General features: G+C 57.3%; 13 protein-coding genes. 10 read left to right on the forward strand and 3 right to left on the reverse strand.

Features of this window, described 5'->3' with window-relative positions:
* Positions 1–10 precede the first annotated feature (10 nt).
* Entirely contained in the window at positions 11–1096 is a 1086-nt protein-coding gene (locus tag IQ265_RS11285; RefSeq protein ID WP_194053492.1) for a serine/threonine-protein kinase, read from the forward strand.
* A gap of 101 nt (positions 1097–1197) precedes the next feature.
* Here IQ265_RS11285 and IQ265_RS11290 read toward each other — a convergent pair whose 3' ends face one another.
* Together IQ265_RS11290 and IQ265_RS11295 are read right to left on the reverse strand one after the other, a co-directional pair.
* Positions 1198–2130 (reverse strand): alpha/beta fold hydrolase, encoded by a 933-nt coding sequence (locus IQ265_RS11290; protein ID WP_228037807.1) that lies wholly within the window; start codon positions 2128–2130, stop codon positions 1198–1200.
* 241 nt (positions 2131–2371) lie between these two features.
* Positions 2372–3340, reverse strand: a complete 969-nt coding sequence (locus IQ265_RS11295; protein ID WP_194053494.1) for an NAD(P)-dependent alcohol dehydrogenase — start codon at positions 3338–3340, stop codon at positions 2372–2374.
* Between the two features lie 137 nt (positions 3341–3477).
* Between IQ265_RS11295 and IQ265_RS11300 the strand changes: the two genes are divergently transcribed.
* The 5 genes from IQ265_RS11300 to IQ265_RS30665 all read left to right on the forward strand — a co-directional run bounded on the left by IQ265_RS11300 (position 3478) and on the right by IQ265_RS30665 (position 11888).
* Positions 3478–4140 (forward strand): TetR/AcrR family transcriptional regulator, encoded by a 663-nt coding sequence (locus IQ265_RS11300; protein WP_194053496.1) that lies wholly within the window; start codon positions 3478–3480, stop codon positions 4138–4140.
* A gap of 105 nt (positions 4141–4245) precedes the next feature.
* A complete protein-coding gene (gene rpiA, locus IQ265_RS11305) occupies positions 4246–4953 on the forward strand; it encodes a ribose-5-phosphate isomerase RpiA (RefSeq protein ID WP_194053499.1) in 708 nt (235 codons plus the stop codon).
* Positions 4954–5189: 236 nt separating this feature from the next.
* Complete coding sequence (locus tag IQ265_RS11310; protein WP_228037808.1) at positions 5190–7022, forward strand: mechanosensitive ion channel family protein; 1833 nt, start codon at positions 5190–5192, stop codon at positions 7020–7022.
* 15 nt (positions 7023–7037) lie between these two features.
* Positions 7038–8681 carry an MFS transporter gene (locus tag IQ265_RS11315; protein ID WP_194053500.1) on the forward strand — a complete coding sequence of 548 codons (1644 nt, stop codon included), beginning with the start codon at positions 7038–7040 and terminating at the stop codon, positions 8679–8681.
* 156 nt (positions 8682–8837) lie between these two features.
* Positions 8838–11888: an ATP-binding protein gene (locus IQ265_RS30665; RefSeq protein ID WP_194053502.1), complete on the forward strand. Its 3051-nt coding sequence runs from the start codon at positions 8838–8840 to the stop codon at positions 11886–11888.
* 484 nt (positions 11889–12372) lie between these two features.
* On the opposite strand, the gene IQ265_RS11325 is transcribed toward IQ265_RS30665, so the two are convergent.
* The gene (locus IQ265_RS11325) at positions 12373–13227 is read right to left on the reverse strand and encodes a manganese catalase family protein (RefSeq protein ID WP_194053504.1); all 855 of its coding nucleotides are present in this window, start codon (positions 13225–13227) and stop codon (positions 12373–12375) included.
* Positions 13228–13645: 418 nt separating this feature from the next.
* Here IQ265_RS11325 and IQ265_RS11330 point away from each other — a divergent pair, with 418 nt between their 5' ends.
* From IQ265_RS11330 to rpe, 4 genes are all read left to right on the forward strand, one after another.
* Positions 13646–14605 carry a cytochrome c oxidase subunit II gene (locus IQ265_RS11330; protein WP_194053506.1) on the forward strand — a complete coding sequence of 320 codons (960 nt, stop codon included), beginning with the start codon at positions 13646–13648 and terminating at the stop codon, positions 14603–14605.
* 113 nt (positions 14606–14718) lie between these two features.
* Positions 14719–16389 carry a cytochrome c oxidase subunit I gene (gene ctaD, locus IQ265_RS11335; protein ID WP_194053508.1) on the forward strand — a complete coding sequence of 557 codons (1671 nt, stop codon included), beginning with the start codon at positions 14719–14721 and terminating at the stop codon, positions 16387–16389.
* Between the two features lie 81 nt (positions 16390–16470).
* Positions 16471–17652 carry an aldo/keto reductase gene (locus tag IQ265_RS11340; RefSeq protein ID WP_194053510.1) on the forward strand — a complete coding sequence of 394 codons (1182 nt, stop codon included), beginning with the start codon at positions 16471–16473 and terminating at the stop codon, positions 17650–17652.
* A gap of 152 nt (positions 17653–17804) precedes the next feature.
* Positions 17805–18515, forward strand: coding sequence for a ribulose-phosphate 3-epimerase (gene rpe / locus IQ265_RS11345; RefSeq protein WP_194053511.1), 711 nt, complete (start codon positions 17805–17807; stop codon positions 18513–18515).
* Positions 18516–18572: the final 57 nt, after the last annotated feature.

Raw genomic sequence — 18572 nt, forward strand, 5'->3', positions numbered from 1 at the left:
AACACACACTATGGCTAATCCACCAGGACAATCCTTAGACCGCGCAGCCAACTCTGAAATTCGCCACTACTACCAGTCCCATCGGCTGTTTCGCGATCGCTATCGCGTGCTCAAGAAACTGGGTCAGGGGGGCTTTGGAGTCACCTATCTGGCCCAAAACGCGACCCTGCCGGGTGAGCCCTACTGCGTGATCAAGCAGCTCTGCCCCAAGGCCGGCAGCGAGCTGTCGCTGGAGCGGGCCAAGGTGCGGTTTCGCCGCGAGGCCAGGGCGCTAGCCAACCTGGGCAGCCACTCGCAAATTCCGCAGCTGCTTGACTACTTCACCACCGGGGGCGAGTTTTACCTGGTGCAAGACTACATCCACGGCGAAACCCTGGCCCAGGAGGTGCGTCGACAGGGGCGGCTGACTGAGGCCCAGGTGAAGTATTTTCTGCGCGAAATTATTCCGGTGGTGCGCTTCATCCACCGCAACCGCATCATTCACCGCGACATTAAACCCCCCAACATCATTCGCAGCGGGCGCGATCGCCGCCTGGTGCTAATCGACTTTGGGGCCGTGCGCGAGTTTCTCTCCGATGTTGAAGAGCAGGTCTCGCAGCAGGCTCCGGCAACCCAGTTTGTGGGCACCCCCGGCTTTGCCCCACCCGAGCAGCTCGCCCTGCGCCCCTGCTACGCCAGCGACATCTACGCCCTGGGCATTACCAGCCTCTACCTGCTGACCGCCCGCACCCCGATCGAGTTTGACCAAGATCCCCATACGGGCGCTATTCGCTGGCATCACACCGCCACCGTGAGCCCTCACCTGACCATGGTGATCGACAAAATGCTCATGCCCGATGCCCGCGATCGCTATACCACCGTTGACGAGCTAGAGCGCGCCCTGGAGCTAGAGCCCCACCTGGAGGCCCTGGCGGGCTGTATGAACACCCGCGATCGCCCCACCTATGCCGCCAATGGCGATCCGGTTGTGCTCAACCCCGACGCCTATCTCACCCCCATTCAGCGCGAGGCCCAGGCAATTCGCAAGTGGCGCACCAAGCGATCGCTGAGCCAGGGGCAGAAGGGCCGTCCGGCGGGGCCAGTGTCGCTGCCCTAAGCAGGTTCAGGGTTCGAGGTGTATGGTTCAAGGCAGATATTGAACCATACACCTCGAACCGTACACCTCACCAGCCCGTCATCTTGGGGCACAGCAGGCGACTAGCTCTTCCTAAGCCAGGCCAGCAGGCGCTGGTTAAAGTCGGCGTCGGTTTCGTCGTAGAGGCAGTGGCCCACCCCTGGCAGCACCTCAAGGCTCAGCAACGGGCTGAGATCGACTAGCCCCTGCGACTGAGCGACGGGCACCACGCGGTCTTGGTCGCCCCACAGCAGCAGAGTAGGCACCGCTAGCGTGGCCAGCATGTCTTTGACCGAGGGGCTAAAGCTGAGTGTCGTGCGCGATCGCACCAGGTAGCAGAGGGTACGGGTCGCGCCGCGATCGCCTGTGGGTAGCACAAACAGGTTCACCAGATCGTCGTCGACACGATCGGCCACGGTGTAGATACCCGCCAGCGCTCGACGCAGAAAGCCGGGGCGGCGGATGAGGGCAAAGAGCGATCGCATCATCAGCGGGTTGGCCACCAGGCTTTCGACCCGCAGCGACAGGGCCGCTATCCAGCCCGCCACCAAATCTTCGCGGTTGCCCTCCAGCGGCAGCGTAATCAGCGCCAGCTGCTTTACCCAATTGTCGTGGTTGTGGGCTACCGTCATCGCCACCAGCGCCCCCAGGGAATGCCCGACCAGCGCCACCGGCTGACCAATGACACCCTGAATGAAATCGGCCACCTGAGCCGCCCAAAGTTCTGCACCATAGAGGGTCGCCGCCTTCTCAGAATCGCCAAAGCCTAGCAGGTCGATGGCATAGACCGGAGCTACCCGGCTGAGGGCAGGCAAATTGTGTCGCCACTGGTTCAAGTTGGCCCCAAACCCGTGAATCAGCAGCAGCGGCGGTAGGTTTGCCTCCGGCGGTCCGGGGTGAAACCAGTAGCGAATGCGCCAGCCCCGCCAGTACCAAAAGCGCTGGTACCCCGCCTGGCTGAGGGTAGAAGACAGGCTGCTGAGTAATGTCGGGGGTTGGGGCACAGAGGAAACCATGTTAGAAGCGTTGGCCTGGGGCGGGTAGGCGCAGCCTATGCATAACGCGTTCTACAACTATAGCGCTGGCCCAGTTTGCCTAGGACAGTACTACTGCCTGTAGCCGCTGGGACAGCGAACTGGCGTATAGCCATTGCCGACGTTGCTGGATACAGGGATGAATCAAAACTGCAGCGTCTCTCGCAGGGGCAAACGGTTGTTTGCCCTCGACCAATTGGGGGTAGGCAATTAGGATTTGGCATCAAACCCGAATGACAGATTTTCCAACCACCTGCCGCTGCTCAAGGCGGTGAATGGCAGCGGGAACGTCTGCCAGGTCGTAAAGACTGTCAATCAGCGGCACAATTTTGCCCGCCTCAATCAGTTCTCTCAGGGTGGCTAAGTCTGTTGAATGGGGCTTAGCCATGAAGGATTTCACCGTGCGACCACTTATCTTTGAGATTAGCGATCCTAAAATCATCACCTGGAACAATCGGGCGATCGCACCCCCGACCAAAACGTAGGTACCTCCCGATTTTAAGACCGGCAAATAGTCGAACACTGGACGATAGGCCGCCCCATCAACAATTAAGTCGTAGGCCTCTTTCTGCGCAAAATCTACTTGGTCGTAATCGATCACACAGTCTGCGCCCAGTGACCTGATGCGCTCCATTTTTGAACGACTGCACACGGCGGTTACGTTAGCACCAGAAGCCTTCGCAATTTGCACCGCAAACGAGCCAACGCCCCCGGCAGCGCCGTTGATTAGCACCTGCTGCCCCGGCTGAACGTTGCCCGTATCGCGTAGGGCTTGTAGGGCCGTAAGCGCAGCGCCCGGAACCGCAGCGGCCTCCTCGAAGGTTAGATTGGCGGGCTTTAAGCTCAAAGCGGCTTCTGTTGCAGCAGCATACTCAGCAAAAGCCCCAAACCCACACTCCGACAGATCTCCAAACACTGCATCACCAGCTTGAAAGCCCGCCACATTTTTGCCGACGGCTTCAACCGTCCCCGCCACATCAAACCCAATCACTTTAATTTTTGGCTTCAAAAGTCCCCCCATCATCAGACGGGCAATCAGCGGACGGCCCCGCATCAAATGCCAGTCGCCCGCATTGACAGATGTTGCCCGCACTCGCACCAGCACAGTGTCATCGCGAACCACGGGCCGATCGACCTCGGTGAGCCTCAACACGTCTGGCGGACCATATTCGGTCTGGGCGATCGCTTTCATTGAATAACTTCTCCGCCAAACTTACGCCGTAAGCTTAGCACAGACTTACAGCGTATGTAAGAATAGCCTGTGAACAACAAAACCTTCGGCACTGAGCCTGGTTTTGAGCTGTTCCGCTGCAAGACAAGACGACAAGAATGGCCAAGGAAAACCGCTCAAACAAGCCCGAACGCCTTCCCTTGAGTAGAGAACGGATATTGCAGACTGCGCTCCATTTGGCTGATGAAGGCGGGCTTGAAGCCCTCTCCATGCGAAAGCTGGCTCAGGCTCTGGGCGTTAAGGCCATGTCGCTGTACAACCACATTGCCAATAGAGACGATTTAATCGATGGCATTGTCGACAGCGTAGTGAGTGAAATAGAAGTGCCCAAACCCGGCGCTGATTGGAAGCTGGCCATGCGGCGGCGGGCAATTTCTGCCCACGCAGTTCTGCTGCGGCATCCCTGGGCTACGATGCCGCTGGTGTCGCGGATCAATGTAGGGCCAGCGATGCTGCGCTACGTCGATTCAACCCTCGGCTGCCTACGAGAGGCCGGTTTTTCCTTTGAAATGGCCGACCATGCGTGGAATGCCATCGATAGCCATATCTATGGGTTTACGCTTCAGGAACTCAACTTTCCCATTGAGGCCTCAGACTATTCGGAGATAGCCGCAGACTACCTCTCGCAGATCCCTGCCGATCAATATCCCTATATGAATCAGCTCACGCACCAGGTCATCCAGGGAGACTATGACGGCCTGCATGACTTTGAGTTTGGGCTTGACCTCATTCTCAACGGCCTAGACAGGCTACCAAAATAGCCTGGTTAGTTATCCCTGTGGTGCTGCCATCTAACCCTATGCAGCCGCACCGCTTTAGGTCATGCTAGAGACCGAAAACGCAGTGCTTATGGAGAAAACAGAGCTATGGCTGAGATGGATCCTGTCAAGTTGATGAAGCAGGAAGTGGGTCGCCAGGCGGCGGCGCGGGTGCAGTCGAACACTGTGGTGGGTCTGGGCACCGGATCGACTACGGCCTTTGCCATTCAGTTCATTGGCGAGCGGCTGGCAGCTGGCGAAATCAGCAATATCAAGGGCGTGCCTACCTCCTTTCAGGCGTCGGTGCTGGCTAAGCAGTACGGTATTCCTTTAACGACGCTAGATGAAGTTGACGACATCGCCCTGGCCATTGACGGGGCTGACGAAGTTGACCCCCAAATGAACCTGGTCAAGGGTGGCGGTGCGGCCCACACCCGCGAAAAGATTGTAGACTCCCTTGCCAAAGAATTTATCGTGGTGGTGGATAGCTCGAAGCTGGTGGACAAGCTAGGCACTACCTTTGCCCTGCCGGTGGAAGTGATGCCCCTGGCCGTTACCCCCGTTACTAAAGCGCTGGAAGCCCTGGGCGGCAAGCCCGATCTACGCATGGGCATTAAGAAAGACGGTCCTGTTATCACCGACCAGGGCAACATGATTTTGGATGTGAAATTTGATGCGATCGATGACCCCGCCGGGTTAGAGAAAACTATCAACAACATCCCCGGCGTGCTCGACAATGGCCTGTTTGTCGGCGTGGCCACCGAGGTGCTGGTGGGCGAAGTCAAAGATGGCCAGGCCAGCGTACGCAAGCTGTAGAGACGGCAAATTCTAGTTTAAAAATAGCCGAGGGCTCAGCGGAATCGTAGCCCTCGGCTATTTTTGTGCTCAAGGGTGACAGAGTTGGCAAAGGCGATCGCCTTTGGGCGCGATCGCCCGTTTTTTAAGGAAATAGATGATTTTGTAGGCCCAGCACTCAGCCGTCATACACTGCTTATACCCAGCCCAGCCTGGGGAAGGGTTTGGTTTTCTACAACCAGCTAGCAGTTAGCGCTATGGTTTTTTTAGCAGATTGGCGCATTCGGGGGCGACGGCTTAGGCACGGGCTGCTGCTGGGCCTAGCGATGGTGCTGCTGGTGATAGTGCCGCCAACCTTAGCCACTGGGGAGCTATCAACCCCGGCCTCAGAGAGCGCTGAGGTGGAGCGGGCTGAGGTAGACGCTGGAGTCGAGAACGCTAGCCCAGCGTCTTCAGAGGCGGCGGTCGGCAACGTGGTCGATGGCTTTCCAGTGGTGCTGGATGGGGTGCCGCTTTTCTACGTTAGGCAGGGGATTGCGGGGGTCACCTCAGCTGCAGAGCGCGCCGCGATTATTACCCAGCGGGTGAAGGCGATCGCCACCGACTCCGACCTTGCCCCAGACGCCATTCGCGCTGAGACTGAAGAAAACCAAAGTGTGGTGCTGGCGGGCGATACCGTACTGTTCACCGTGCGCCAGGAAGATGCTGAGTCCTATGGTAGCTCCCACCCCGAGCTGGCCGCCGAGGCCGTAGCGCGAATTCAGCAGGGGGTGATGCACTACCGCGAGCAGCGCAGTCTGCGGCGCATTGTCACCAGCGTGAGCATGACCCTGCTCAGCACCATCGTGGTGTTTCTGGTGCTGAGGGGAATTTTGTTTGGCAGCTCCAGGCTGCTGACCTACATTCGGCGGCGGCGAAACGCCAATACCCTGGCTATCCGGATTCAGTCGGTGCAGGTTTTGGGGTCTGGGGCCACCAGCTACCTGCTCGGCGGGCTAGTGCGCCTGCTGCGCCCAGGCCTAATTTTGCTGGCGCTATACCTGTACGTGCCCTTCGTGCTGAGCCAGTTTCCGGCTACGGCAGAGTTTGGCGACAGTCTGCTGCAAGACATGGCCTTTCGCCTCAGCCTGCTGGCTCAAGGGTTTGTCGCCTACCTGCCCGAGCTGGCGATGATTGGCGTGATTGGTCTGGTTACCTACTACGTAATTGAGTTTGCCCGGCAGGTGATTATCGAGCTGGGCCGTCACGATGTTTACCCCTGGTTTTACCCCGAGTGGGTTCAGCCCACGATTCGGCTGGCAACGCTGCTGATCGTGGCGATCGCTATGGTGATCGCGGGGCCTTACCTGCCGGGGTTTGGCTCCCCCGCATTCCAGGGCATTTCGATCTTTTTGGGGGCGCTGCTGACGTTGGGGTCATCCTCGGCGGTGGCCAACGCCCTGTCGGGGATTATTTTGATCTACACCCGCGCCTTTCAGCTCAGAGATTTTATTCGCATTAACGATATTGTGGGCGAGGTGCAAGACAAGTCGCTGTTTGTGACTCGGGTGCTCACCCCTAAGCAAGAGACGGTCACCATTCCCAATGCGTCGGTGCTGAACAGCAACGTGATCAACTACAGCGCCATCTGCCGCGAGTCTCAAGGGTTTTTGCTGCTCTACACCACCGTTACCCTGGGCTACGACCTGCCCTGGCGCAAGGTACATGAGGTGCTGATTGAGGCGGCGAGGGCCACGGCTGATATTGCGATCGCGCCCGCCCCCTTTGTGCTGCAAACCGCCCTCAACGATTTCAACGTCAGCTACGAACTCAATGCCTACACGGCCTCACCCGCCAAAATGCCCGATATTTACTCCCGGCTGCACCAAAACATTCAGGACCACTGCAACGCCGCCGACATTGAAATTTTGTCGCCCACCTTCTCGGCCCTGCGCGACGGCAACCACTCTACCCTCCCCGCCAACTACCTGCCCGACGATTACAAGGCTCCCCCATTTGTGGTGCAGGGCACCCACGGTCAGCCGCCCTTGGCAGACTCCCGGCCAAGAGAGTCTAGGCCAGATATCAAGCCAGAAACCAACGGTTCCTAACCCCTCTAGATGCAGATGGTCACTCCACCAGCCCTGCGGCAGCCAATTTTAGCAACCTGGGGCCAACCGCTGGGGCTGTGCCTGATTCTGTTTATGCTGTCGTACACCATCGGTGTGGTGCAGCCGATTATGCCGCCCCTGGTGCGGGAGTTTAACTCTAGCGTGGGCTACGTGCAGTCGGCCCTGGTGCTGATGTCGCTGGTGACGGCCTCATTTACCCCCACGGCAGAAAACCTGAGCCGACGACTGGGGCGGCGTCGGGTGCTGGCGATCGCCCTGGGGTTCTTTGCCCTGGGCCTGATCGTAATTATTCTCAGCCCTGATGTTGGGCTGTTTACCCTGGGGCTGGCAGGGTGCACTGGGATCGCTGGAGCGGTGTTGATGAGCGCCCCGGTGGCCATGATGGACGTTCTCTATCCCAGCGAATTGACTCAGCGGTATGGGCTGGTAGCTTTGGCGATCGCAGGTGTGCTCGGTGCCTTGGTCGGCTCCATCACTGGCGGGGTAATGGCCTTTGACTTTAGCTGGCGCTGGGCCTTTGCCTTTGAGCTGGGGTTGATTCCGATTATTTGGTGGCTGGTGCGCTCGATTGCGGTGCCCGCCCCGGCCCAGACTCGGTCCATCGACTGGCTGGGGGGGCTGCTGTCGGTAGCGGGGTTTGGGTTTACGCTAGTTGGGCTGAGCCTTGCCTCAGAGCTAGGCTGGTGGCAGCCCAGGGGTCGGTCCCAAATCCTGAACGTTGCGCTGACCCCCTTGGGCATTTCCGTCGCCCCAGTGCTAATCGCGGCGGGGCTGATCTGCCTGGGGATCTTGGTGTTCTGGGAACGGGCCAGGCTGCGCCAGGGCGAACCATCCCTGCTGCGCCTGGGGGTGTTTAACCGGCGCATTTATACCCTGGGGCTCACCATTGGCACCCTGCACACCATGACCACGGTGGGGGTGCAGTTCAACCTGTTTCAATTTATTCCAACCGTGGTGGGGCTAAACCCGGTGCAGACTGCGATCGCGGTGATGCCCTTTACCATTGCCCAGCTGGCGGTGCTGCTGATGCTGGTCAAGCAGCGGCCCCAGGTTCCGCCCCGCTACCTGCTCCAGGCGGGGCTGTTGGTTAAGAGTGTGGGCATTGCCATGCTGGTGACGGCCGTTCGCCCTCCGGTGTCTTCCCTGAGGTTGCTGCCTGCCCTGGTAATCATGGGCGCGGGCACAGGGCTGTTCACTACCTACATTACCTCCCTCACCTTTGCCGATACACTCAAAGACCAAAAGGTTGAGGCCCGAGGGGTGTACCGCCCGTTTCAAAACCTGGGGGCTTCTTTGGGGCGGGGTATTTTGGGCACGCTGCTGGTGAGTTCGGCCTCGTACAAAATTGTCGATGGCATTGTGGCCGAGCTTGGCCAATCGGTAGACCCAGCGGTGCGGCGCAATGCGGTGCGATCGCTCCAGGTGGCGATTCAAACCCTGCGGCGCAGCGATCGTCGTGATCTATTTACCCAACTCCCCGACTCAGTTCAGCCCGCCCTCAACGGCATTTTGCAGACGGCTGCGATCGAGGCCATGCAGAGCACGCTGCTGGTAATTTTGGCGCTCTGTCTACTCTGTCTAGGCCTGTCGTTCCTGCTGCCCAAGACCGTCAAGACGATTGAGGCACCCATTGAGTGAAAAAGCCGAAGAATAACGAGATTCTTTAGACTGGATTCCTTTATAAGAGAATTTAAGGATTACAAACAGATACCCGTATTTTTCTGGAAAATCTTGGGCTTAATGGGTGGTCAACTCTATAGTTAGGTTACTTGCGAGTCGTCACCTTCAGTACCCATGTCATCAGGCCCGTCGTTTTTGGAGCTGATCAAACAAACCACCGATGCTGTGGCTGAGTTTATTGTCTGGGTGGTGGCCCTGTTTCAGCGCAATGATTGGTTTAAGTTGCTGGTGCTGGGTGGGGTGGTGCTGGCGCTCTTAGGTAGCGTTTTCAAAGGTCTTATCGAGAACCTGTGGCCTGGAGATGCGACCCCTAATGCCCTATGGATTAGTCTGTGGACAGCAGTAGTGTTGTTTCTGCTAGGCGCGTTTGTGGTGGCACTGGTTAAGCGCCCCCCTCCAGACCGCGAAGCTGCTGCCGATACCAAAGAGCGCAAGGCCATTAAAGGGTTGCGCCCCTTTGGCCCAGAGGATGTGGAAATTTTTGCCCAACTCCAGCGCCAAAACAGCCTGTGGGAGTGTTTGGAAACCATCACCAGCCCCGACTACAAATTTGGCATTTTGATGGGGGAGAGTGGCTGCGGCAAAACGTCCTTTTTGCAGGCGGGGCTGTGGCCCAAGCTACAAGAGGAAGCCTGTAGCCACCGGGGTATTTTGGTGCGCTTCTCAGACCAAGACCCACTAGCGACCATTCGTAAAGCCCTCGCCGACCAGCTCGAAATTCCGCTGGAATGGATGGGCTTACCCTTTGAAGAACTGCTCCACCAGGCGGTGAATAACGCGGGCAAACCGATTGTGCTGCTGTGCGACCAGTTTGAGCAGTTCTTTGTGCACTACAAGCGCAAAGAAGACCGCGAAACCTTTGTCCAAGCGCTGACTACCTGGTACAGCACCTCGGCTCTAGACTGCGTCAAGGTGCTGGTTTCGGTGCGAGCCGACTTGCTGCACGAGCTATATGCTTTGCACACCGCCCTAAAGTACAACCTTGGCCCCCAAGACCTGACCAAGCTCGAAAAATTTTCTCCTGAAGAAGCGGCCAAAATTCTCGGCGTGATTGCCCAGACCGAAAACCTGGAGTTTGACCCCCGCTTTGTAGAAGATTTAGCCACCCAGGAACTGGCTAGCCAGGAAGACGGCACCATTTCGCCCGTAGACCTGCAAATTTTGGCCTGGATGATTGAACGCCAAAAAAGCGACGACCTGCGCGCCTTCAATCGAGAAGCGTTTCAAAAGTTTGGTGGCGTAGAAGGGCTACTCACCCGCTTTTTAGAACGCACTCTAGATGCTAGGGTGCTGCCCAACCAGCGAGAAGCCGCCGTAAAAACGCTGCTGGCGCTTACCGACTTAGAGCGCCAGGTGCGAGCGGGGGTACTCACCCCGACAGAGCTGGAAACCAAACTCAAGGGTGATGTTGACCCCACTGCCCTTGCCGATGCCGTGACCTGGCTAGCCCGCAGCGATGTGCGCCTGATCACCCCCCAAGACAAGGGCACCCAAACTGGCTACGAGCTGGCCCACGAGCGGCTGATACCCGCCCTCATGCGGCTGGCCAATAAGGAGCTGACAACGGCAGACAAGGTCAATCAACTGCTGGAGCGGCGGGTAAATGAATGGCTGGGCAACCAGCAAAACCCCCGCTATTTGCTGGGCTTAAAGGAGCTATGGCAAATTCAGCGGCAGCGGCCTTACCTGGTATGGGGGCCAAAGCGCAAGCAAAAAGAGCGGCTCATTGCCCTAAGCAAACGGCGCACCTACGGCCTAGCAGGGACTGTAGGTGCTTGTTTGGTTGCAGGGGTGTTGTTTTGGGGCTGGTGGAACTTTACGCCCCAGGGCCAGGTGCAGCAGGTGCAGTGGCAGTTAAACCGCCTGGTGAAACGGGCTGATGATGAAGCGACGGCTCAGGTGGCGGCAGCATTCATAAGAAATAACCAGCGGGCTAAGGGCTTTGAGGTAATAGAAAACCACATCAGCAGCAACCAGGGTAAAGCCAGCGCAATCAACGCTGTAGCAGAAATCGCACCCAAACTACCCCAAACGCAGAAGCCGCTTGAACTTGTCAGCAGGGCGCTAGTCATCGCAGAAGCCCTCAATGATCCATATTCCAAGGCGGATGCGTTGAGGGACATTGCCACCGCTTACGGGCAACTAGAGGATGGGGCAGCGGCCCAGGCGGTCTTAGACAAAGCCCTAGCCGCTACCGAGACCATCGATAATCCATATTTCAAAGCGGATGCGTTGAGGGTCATTGCCACCGCTTACGGGCAACTAGAGGATGGGGCAGCGGCCCAGGCGGTCTTAGACAAAGCCCTAGCCGCTACCGAGACCATCGATAATCCATCTTCCAAAGCGGATGCGTTGAGGGTSWTYGCYRCCGNTTRCGGGCAACTAGAGGATGGGGCAGCGGCCCAGGCGGGCTTAGACAAAGCCCTAGCCGCTACCGAGACCATCGATAATCCATCTTCCAAAGCGGATGCGTTGAGGGCCATYGCYACSGCTAGTGGGCAGTTAGGCGATATTCAGACGATCCACTCCCTTTTGCTACGGGTGCGGCAAGTCGCTGAAGGGAGCAATGCTTCCTACGTTTTGAGAGAAATCGCGCCTTACCAGGTTCTCTATGAGGATTGGGGAGCTGCCCTTAAAACATTAAAGACCGCTTTTGAATCTGACAAGGCAGGCGCTTTGGCTCAGATGTTAAGTCACCATGCCGAAAGCAAAACCCTTCAGCTGATCGATGGCCCTAAGATGCTGGCAGTTAACATAACCCAAACAAAGGCTGGGCAATACAAATTTACGGTCACCCTGCAAAGCCCCGATGAGGATTGCGATCGCCACGCCGACTGGTGGGAAGTGCTCACCGAAGAGGGTGACTTGATCACCCGCCAGCTTTTAGACTCCCCCCATAAGTTCGAAAAGCCGTTTACGACCGAAACTACGCTTACCGTTGACCCAACTCAAACCCTTTTTGTGCGAGCGCATTTTAGCAGCAATATTAGCGAGGAGAGTTATGACTACTATGGCAATCCTCTTCCAGAGTTGCAATATTCGAATCAGGCTATGAAGGGCTCTATCGAACAGGGCTTCAAACCCGTTCGCATTCCCCCTCGCTTTGCAGCCAGGGTCGAGCGCCAAGACCCCCAGCCAGGCATGTGCAAAGACAAGTCAGCGTAGGCATCCCGTAAGCGGTTGCTTTACACCAAAGGGGTTATCTAGACGATGACGATGAATGGCTTGCTGTTCTAGAGGAAAGCCAAGGCGTTTATTGAGTTTGTTAAGGCGTTACTTGATGTTGTGAACCTGTTTGTTGAATTTACCTTCCCGTTCATAAGTAACGCTTTGGCGGAATCAAGGAAGACCAAGACGGTTGTTATGAATGGGAGTCTATCACTCAATGTTGTGAACCTGTTTGTTGATATTGCCTTCCCATCTATAAGCAACGCTTTCATGAATCAAAGAAACACGAAAGCGTTTGTTATGAACAGATGCTCGTTTCTTGATCTGGTGTTGCCACGCATCTACAAGCCAGATAGATGCGTGGCAAGCAAAACCTGGTCCTAGGGGTCAGGTGCCTTCGGTGCTACTTCAGGGGCCTGCTGTCCACTTAGAAGCTGAAGCTGTCATCTAAATAAAGGCACCTGACCCCTGAGCCAAACCTCTATTGCTTAGGCGTGGAGTAGAGCTTGGGGTTGGGAATCGGAGCTTCGCCCATGGGGCTTTGGCCTTCCGGGTTTTCCAGATACTTAAACTCACCTTTGCCGTCGGGAGCGGGGCCTTTTGCCCAACGACCCTCTTGGCTTTCGGTGCCTTCCGACAGGTTCCAGAAGGTGTAGGAGGCGTCCTGCTTCTCCTGAGACTGAGGGAAGCGGCTGGGCACCGGCAGGCTTTCTAGCCCATCAGCTTTGAGTTCTTCGATCGCAGCCAGCCACTGATTTTGGTGCATGGTATCGCGGGCGATCATATAGCTCAGGGTGTCTTTGACTCCGGGGTCGGTAGACATTTCGTACAGACGCACGGCCTGCAAACGGCCTTGGGCTTCGGCCTGCACGTTAGAGAAAAAGTCGGCCATCAGGTTGCCCGAGGCCACAATGTAGTTGCCGTTCCAAGGGTAGCCCACACTGTCGGCGGGCAGCGCACCACCCCCACCTACAATGGCGTGTTTGGGGTTCATGCTGGCCATGATGATGTCTTCGGTTTTCATGCCGCCCATTACCCCTTCCACAATGGGGTCTAGAGCAGATTTTTCTTGAATATCCGCAGGGGCCTTGTCAACCAGGTGCGCAATCATATTGGCCAACATTTCAATGTGGCCAATTTCTTCAGTGCCGATGTCAAGCATCATATCCTTGTACTTGGCAGGGCCTCGGCAATTCCAGCCCTGAAAGAGGTACTGCATCATCACAGACATTTCGCCGAAAGGCCCACCGATTAGCTCTTGCAGCTGTTTGGCGTAGATCGGATCGGGCTTTTCTGGTTTGGTGAAATATTGCAGACGCTTCTTATGGTAAAACATGAAATCTTCCTAGTGATCAACGTAGAAAGAGCAGCGAAAAATTCGCTCCTTCTTGCCTATCATGGTCACGAGATAAAACAGGTTCCTCCTCTCTCAAAAGGGGCATCAAAATAGATTTTCCAAAAATCTGTTTCTATCGCTGTGGAGCGTCTCTTGCTATAGATCAACACTCTGTCCTGCTTTAGCAGGGTATCGGTTTAAAGTTTCATCCCCTGGTTGATAAATCTGAGCCAAATTCAATCGTTCTTGATCACCCCTACAGATCAACTGGCAGCCCGATCTGCCTAAGGACAGACTTTACCCCTTTTGATAGAGATGTAGGGTTGACGATGGCGCTACGCTCCAACCAACGATTGCTGTGACAAGTCGGTGCGATCGCCCGCCTTCTTTGAGATTTCTCTTCAGCCTGGCGCAACCCATGAAACTCCGTGCGATTTTAGCGCTTGCGGTCTATGCCATTTTTGCCGTGCTGGCCAGCTGGTGGATGGCGCAGCAGTCTTACGGCTGGTTTCCGCCTGAGGCAACTGCTGAGGCTAAGCTAATTGACGACTTGTTTAGCCTGTTTACCGGGTTGGGCACCTTTGTCTATTTGGGGGTAATTGGCCCCTTTCTCTATGCGCTCGTTTTTCACCGCGCCAGCAAATACGACTTTAGCGACGGCCCCCCGATCGAGGGCAGCACCGCGCTAGAGGTGGTTTGGACGGCGGTGCCGATTGTGCTGGTGTTGACCCTGTCGGCGGTAAGCTACCGCACCTACGAAAAAATGGCCCTCCAGGGGCCGCAGCAGCTGGTTACGCTGCCCCAGCCGCAGCTCATGCAGTCGGCCTACGCAGCCCCCTTCGACAGCACCCCACAAGAAGAGATCAAAGGGGCGCTCAACACGGCCCCCGTCGAAGCCATCGACGTAACCGCCAAACAGTGGGCCTGGGTATTTCGCTACCCCGACCAGAATGTCACCAGTACCGAGCTGCACCTGCCCTGCGATCGCCGCGTCCGCCTCACCCTGCACTCTGACGATGTGCTACACGGCTTCTACGTCCCTGCCTTTCGCCTCAAGCAAGATGTGGTGCCCAACCACGACATCGACCTGGAGCTAACCCCTACCCGCCCCGGCACCTACCGCCTGCGCGACTCGCTGTTTAGCGGCACCTACTTTGCCGCCAACCAGGCCGATGTCGTCGTGCAATCTCTCGCCGACTACGAGCAGTGGCTCGCCGATGCCGCCACTCAAACCCCCACCGCCGCCTACAACCCCGCCGCTGCCGAGTTTAGCACCTACCAGGGGAGGGCCGTTCAAGGATGGCGGAGCGTACCTCCGGCTGCGCCGCCATTGGTGAACTATGCCCCTAAGCGATCGCTAGAGAGCCCGCCTGCTTAAACCGTTTTAGGTTCCATAACACTGGCCAAGGTTAATTGGTGGGCAGTGCCCACCCTACGTTGCTACGTTGCTTACCCGCCCACCCATCCACCCGCCTACCCATCCACCCTCCCATGACCGACGTCACCGTCACCCCCGCCAGCATCAACACCTCCCAGCCCTACCCTGGGGCACCGGACAACTGGAAACGGTTTTTTACCTTCAGCACCGATCACAAAGTGATTGGCATTCAGTACATCGTCACCTCGTTCATCTTTTTTCTGATCGCCGGGCTGTTCGCCATGATCATGCGGGGAGAGCTGATTACCCCCGATGCCGACCTGATCGATCGCACCGTCTACAACGCGCTGTTCACCATGCACGGCTCGATCATGCTGTTTTTGTGGACGTTTCCGGTGCTGGTGGGACTGGGCAACTACCTGGTACCGCTGATGATTGGGGCCAGAGACATGGCCTTTCCGCGCCTCAACGCTGTCTCGTTCTGGATGGTGCCGGTGGTGGGGGTGCTGATGATTGGCAGCTTTTTTGTGCCGGGGGGGCCGTCGCAGTCGGGCTGGTGGGCCTACCCACCGGTCAGTCTGCAAAACCCTACGGGCTTTTGGCTAAATGGGCAAATGCTGTGGCTGCTGGCGGTGGCGATCTCGGGGGTGTCGTCGATTATGGGGGCGATTAACTTTGTCACCACCATTTTTAGAATGCGGGCACCGGGGATGGGCTGGTTTAGAATGCCGGCCTTTGTGTGGTCGGTGCTGGCGGCCCAGCTGATTCAGCTCTACGGGCTGCCAGCGCTCACCGGAGGGGCGATTATGCTGCTGCTCGATTTGGGCTTTGGCACCAGTTTCTTTGCCCCGGATCGGGGGGGCAACCCGATCATGTACCAGCACTTTTTCTGGTTTTACTCTCACCCGGCGGTGTATGTAATGGTGCTACCCGCCTTTGGCATCTTTTCTGAACTGCTGCCCGTCCACGCCCGCAAGCCGCTGTTTGGCTACCGGGTAATTGCTGTGTCGTCGCTGTTGATTACCTTCATTAGCGGCATTGTCTGGGTACACCACATGTATGCCAGCGCCACCCCGCCCTGGATGCGCATGCTGTTTATGGTGACGACGATGCTGGTGGCGGTGCCCAGCGGCATTAAGGTGTTTGGCTGGGTGGCGACGATTTGGGGCGGCAAAATTCGCTTTACTACGCCCATGCTGTTTTCTCTGGGGGGCATTGCCAACTGGCTGTTTGCAGGCATTACCGGCATCTTTTTGGGGTCGGTACCGCTGGATATTCACGTCAACAATACTTACTTTGTGGTGGGGCACTTTCACTACGTGCTCTACGGCGCGATCGTGATGGCGATTTACGCCGCGATCTACCACTGGTTTCCCAAAATGACCGGGCGCATGTATTACGAAGGGCTGGGCAAGCTCCACTTTGTGCTGACGTTTGTGGGCACCACGCTGGCCTTTTTTCCGATGCATGCCGCTGGGCTGATGGGCATGCCCCGCCGGGTGGCCTCCTACGACCCTGAGTTTGCCTATTTGAACGTGATCACCAGCATTGGCGGTTTTTTGCTGGGCGTCTCAACGCTGCCGTTTATTCTGAATATGGTGAGTTCGTGGATTCGGGGAGAGCGGGCGGGCGACAACCCCTGGCGCGCCATTGGCCTGGAGTGGCTAACCACATCGCCGCCGCCGGTCGAAAACTTTGAGGAAATTCCGGTGGTGATTGCGCCCCCCTACGGCTACGGCAAAAATGAACCGCTAGTGGCAAATCTTAGGGTGGAAGGGGGCTGAAAGAGCGCGTGTCATCCTTTACAAGGAGCAATCCCTTGCTTACCGTAGGGGATAGCCCTCCGTTTTGCGAATTCCCTCCCTATGCAGTACCGACGCTTTGGTCGCACTGAGCTTCAGATGCCCGTGTTCTCCTGCGGCGGCATGCGGTATCAGCACTCCTGGAAAGACGTGCCTCTGGCCCAGATTCCCCAAAAGAATCAGGAGAATTTGGAGGCCACCATTCGCCGCGCACTGGATGTCGGCATTAACCATATTGAGACGGCGCGGGGCTATGGCACCTCAGAGATTCAGCTGGGGCAGATTTTGCCGAAGTTGGATCGTGGCCGCCTGATTGTGCAAACCAAAGTCTCCCCCACCGCCGACCCCACTGAGTTTCGCCAACACCTCACTCAGTCCCTGGACAATCTCAAGCTCGACACCGTTGACCTGCTCGGCATCCACGGCATCAACACCGCCGAAATTTTGGACTGGACCCTGCGACCCGGCGGCTGTATGGAGGTGGCGCGGGAGTTTCAGCGCCAGGGGCGGGTGCGCTTTATTGGCTTTTCGACCCACGCGCCGACGGCGGTGATTCAGCAGGCGATCGCATCCGATGCGTTCGACTACGTCAACCTGCACTGGTACTACATCAATCAAGACAACTGGCCTGCGATCAACCTGGCCCAGCGCCACGACCTGGGCGTGTTTATTATCAGCCCGTCAGACAAAGGCGGGCATCTGTACAATCCCCCCACTAGGCTTGTGGAGCTGTGCAACCCGCTCAGCCCAATTGTGTTCAACAACCTGTTTTGCCTCAGCCATTCACAGGTGCACACCCTCAGCATTGGGGCGGCGCGACCCAGCGATTTTGACGAGCACCTTAAGACCCTGCCATTGCTGGGGAATGCTGATGTGCACCTGAAGCCCGTGTGCGATCGCCTGCACCGCCACGCCCAAACCGTACTGGGCGAAGACTGGCTGCGCACCTGGGCAATCGGCCTGCCGAGCCCTGAGCAAACCCCCGGCAACATCAACATTCCTGCCATTCTGCGGCTGCGGAATTTGCTGCTCGCCTTTGATATGGAGGACTACGGCAAGGCCCGGTACAACATGCTGGGCAACGCCGGTCACTGGTTCCCCGGCGAGAAGGCCGAAAACCTGGATCAGGTGGATCTGTCTGAATGCCTGCGCCGCAGCCCCCACGCCGACAAAATTCCGCACCTGCTGGCGGAGGCCCACGCAGCGTTGGCGGGGCAGGCGATGGCGCGGCTGTCGAATGCGTAGTTGAATGGTGGGCAGTGCCCACCCTACCGCGCTAGTGATCCCAGGGCTTCACCATATATTGATGGGGAATTGCAGCAATTCCTCAAGTTTTGTGAGAAGTGATTTTAAGACTTTGTTACGATGTACACAAACGCACAGGAGAACCATCCACCATGCCGCATACCTCTTCCAACAAAAATTCTGTCGTGATCTCCCCGTCAATTTTGTCGGCAGACTTCAGCCGCCTGGGCGAAGAAATCAAAGCTGTTGACGAAGCTGGCGCTGATTGGATTCACGTAGACGTGATGGATGGTCGCTTTGTGCCCAACATTACCATCGGCCCCCTGATTGTCGATGCCATTCGTCCGGTCACCCAAAAGCCCCTCGACGTGCACCTGATGATTGTCGAGCCGGAGAAGTATGTGGCCGACTTTGCCAAGGCTGGTGCCGACATCATCACCGTGCATTGCGAGCACAATGCCTCACCCCACCTGCACCGCACCCTGGGCCAGATCAAGGAGCTGGGCAAAGAGGCGGGCGTGGTGCTCAACCCCGGCACCCCACTATCGCTAATCGAGAACGTGCTCGACCTCTGCGACCTGGTGCTGATCATGAGCGTCAACCCCGGCTTTGGCGGTCAGAGCTTCATTCCCACCATGGTGGACAAGGTACGCGCCCTGCGCACCATGTGCGACGAGCGCGGCCTCAACCCCTGGATTGAGGTGGACGGTGGCCTCAAGGTGAACAACACCTGGCAAGTGCTGGAAGCCGGGGCCAACGCGATCGTGGCAGGTTCGGCGGTGTTCAACGCGCCTGACTATGCAGCGGCGATCGAGGGCATTCGCAACAGCAAGCGCCCCGCGCCTGAGTTAGCTGCTGTCTAACTGGCGACGGGCTTAATTTGAACTGCTAAAGCGGGTCAGAATAGTCTTGGGAGGACT

It is taken from the genome of Nodosilinea sp. LEGE 06152, assembly GCF_015207525.1.
Taxonomy (GTDB): Bacteria; Cyanobacteriota; Cyanobacteriia; order Phormidesmidales; family Phormidesmidaceae; genus Nodosilinea.

Bases quoted from the DNA above. Each gene is read 5' to 3' on its own strand.
- IQ265_RS11290 (WP_228037807.1), bottom strand. From the start codon at position 2,130: ATGGTTTCCTCTGTGCCCCAACCCCCGACATTACTCAGCAGCCTGTCT.
- IQ265_RS11295 (WP_194053494.1), bottom strand. From the start codon at position 3,340: ATGAAAGCGATCGCCCAGACCGAATATGGTCCGCCAGACGTGTTGAGG.
- IQ265_RS11340 (WP_194053510.1), top strand. From the start codon at position 16,471: ATGCAGTACCGACGCTTTGGTCGCACTGAGCTTCAGATGCCCGTGTTC.
- IQ265_RS11310 (WP_228037808.1), top strand. From the start codon at position 5,190: ATGGTTTTTTTAGCAGATTGGCGCATTCGGGGGCGACGGCTTAGGCAC.
- ctaD (WP_194053508.1), top strand. From the start codon at position 14,719: ATGACCGACGTCACCGTCACCCCCGCCAGCATCAACACCTCCCAGCCC.
- IQ265_RS11300 (WP_194053496.1), top strand. From the start codon at position 3,478: ATGGCCAAGGAAAACCGCTCAAACAAGCCCGAACGCCTTCCCTTGAGT.
- IQ265_RS11285 (WP_194053492.1), top strand. From the start codon at position 11: ATGGCTAATCCACCAGGACAATCCTTAGACCGCGCAGCCAACTCTGAA.
- IQ265_RS11330 (WP_194053506.1), top strand. From the start codon at position 13,646: ATGAAACTCCGTGCGATTTTAGCGCTTGCGGTCTATGCCATTTTTGCC.
- rpe (WP_194053511.1), top strand. From the start codon at position 17,805: ATGCCGCATACCTCTTCCAACAAAAATTCTGTCGTGATCTCCCCGTCA.
- IQ265_RS11315 (WP_194053500.1), top strand. From the start codon at position 7,038: ATGGTCACTCCACCAGCCCTGCGGCAGCCAATTTTAGCAACCTGGGGC.
- IQ265_RS11325 (WP_194053504.1), bottom strand. From the start codon at position 13,227: ATGTTTTACCATAAGAAGCGTCTGCAATATTTCACCAAACCAGAAAAG.
- rpiA (WP_194053499.1), top strand. From the start codon at position 4,246: ATGGCTGAGATGGATCCTGTCAAGTTGATGAAGCAGGAAGTGGGTCGC.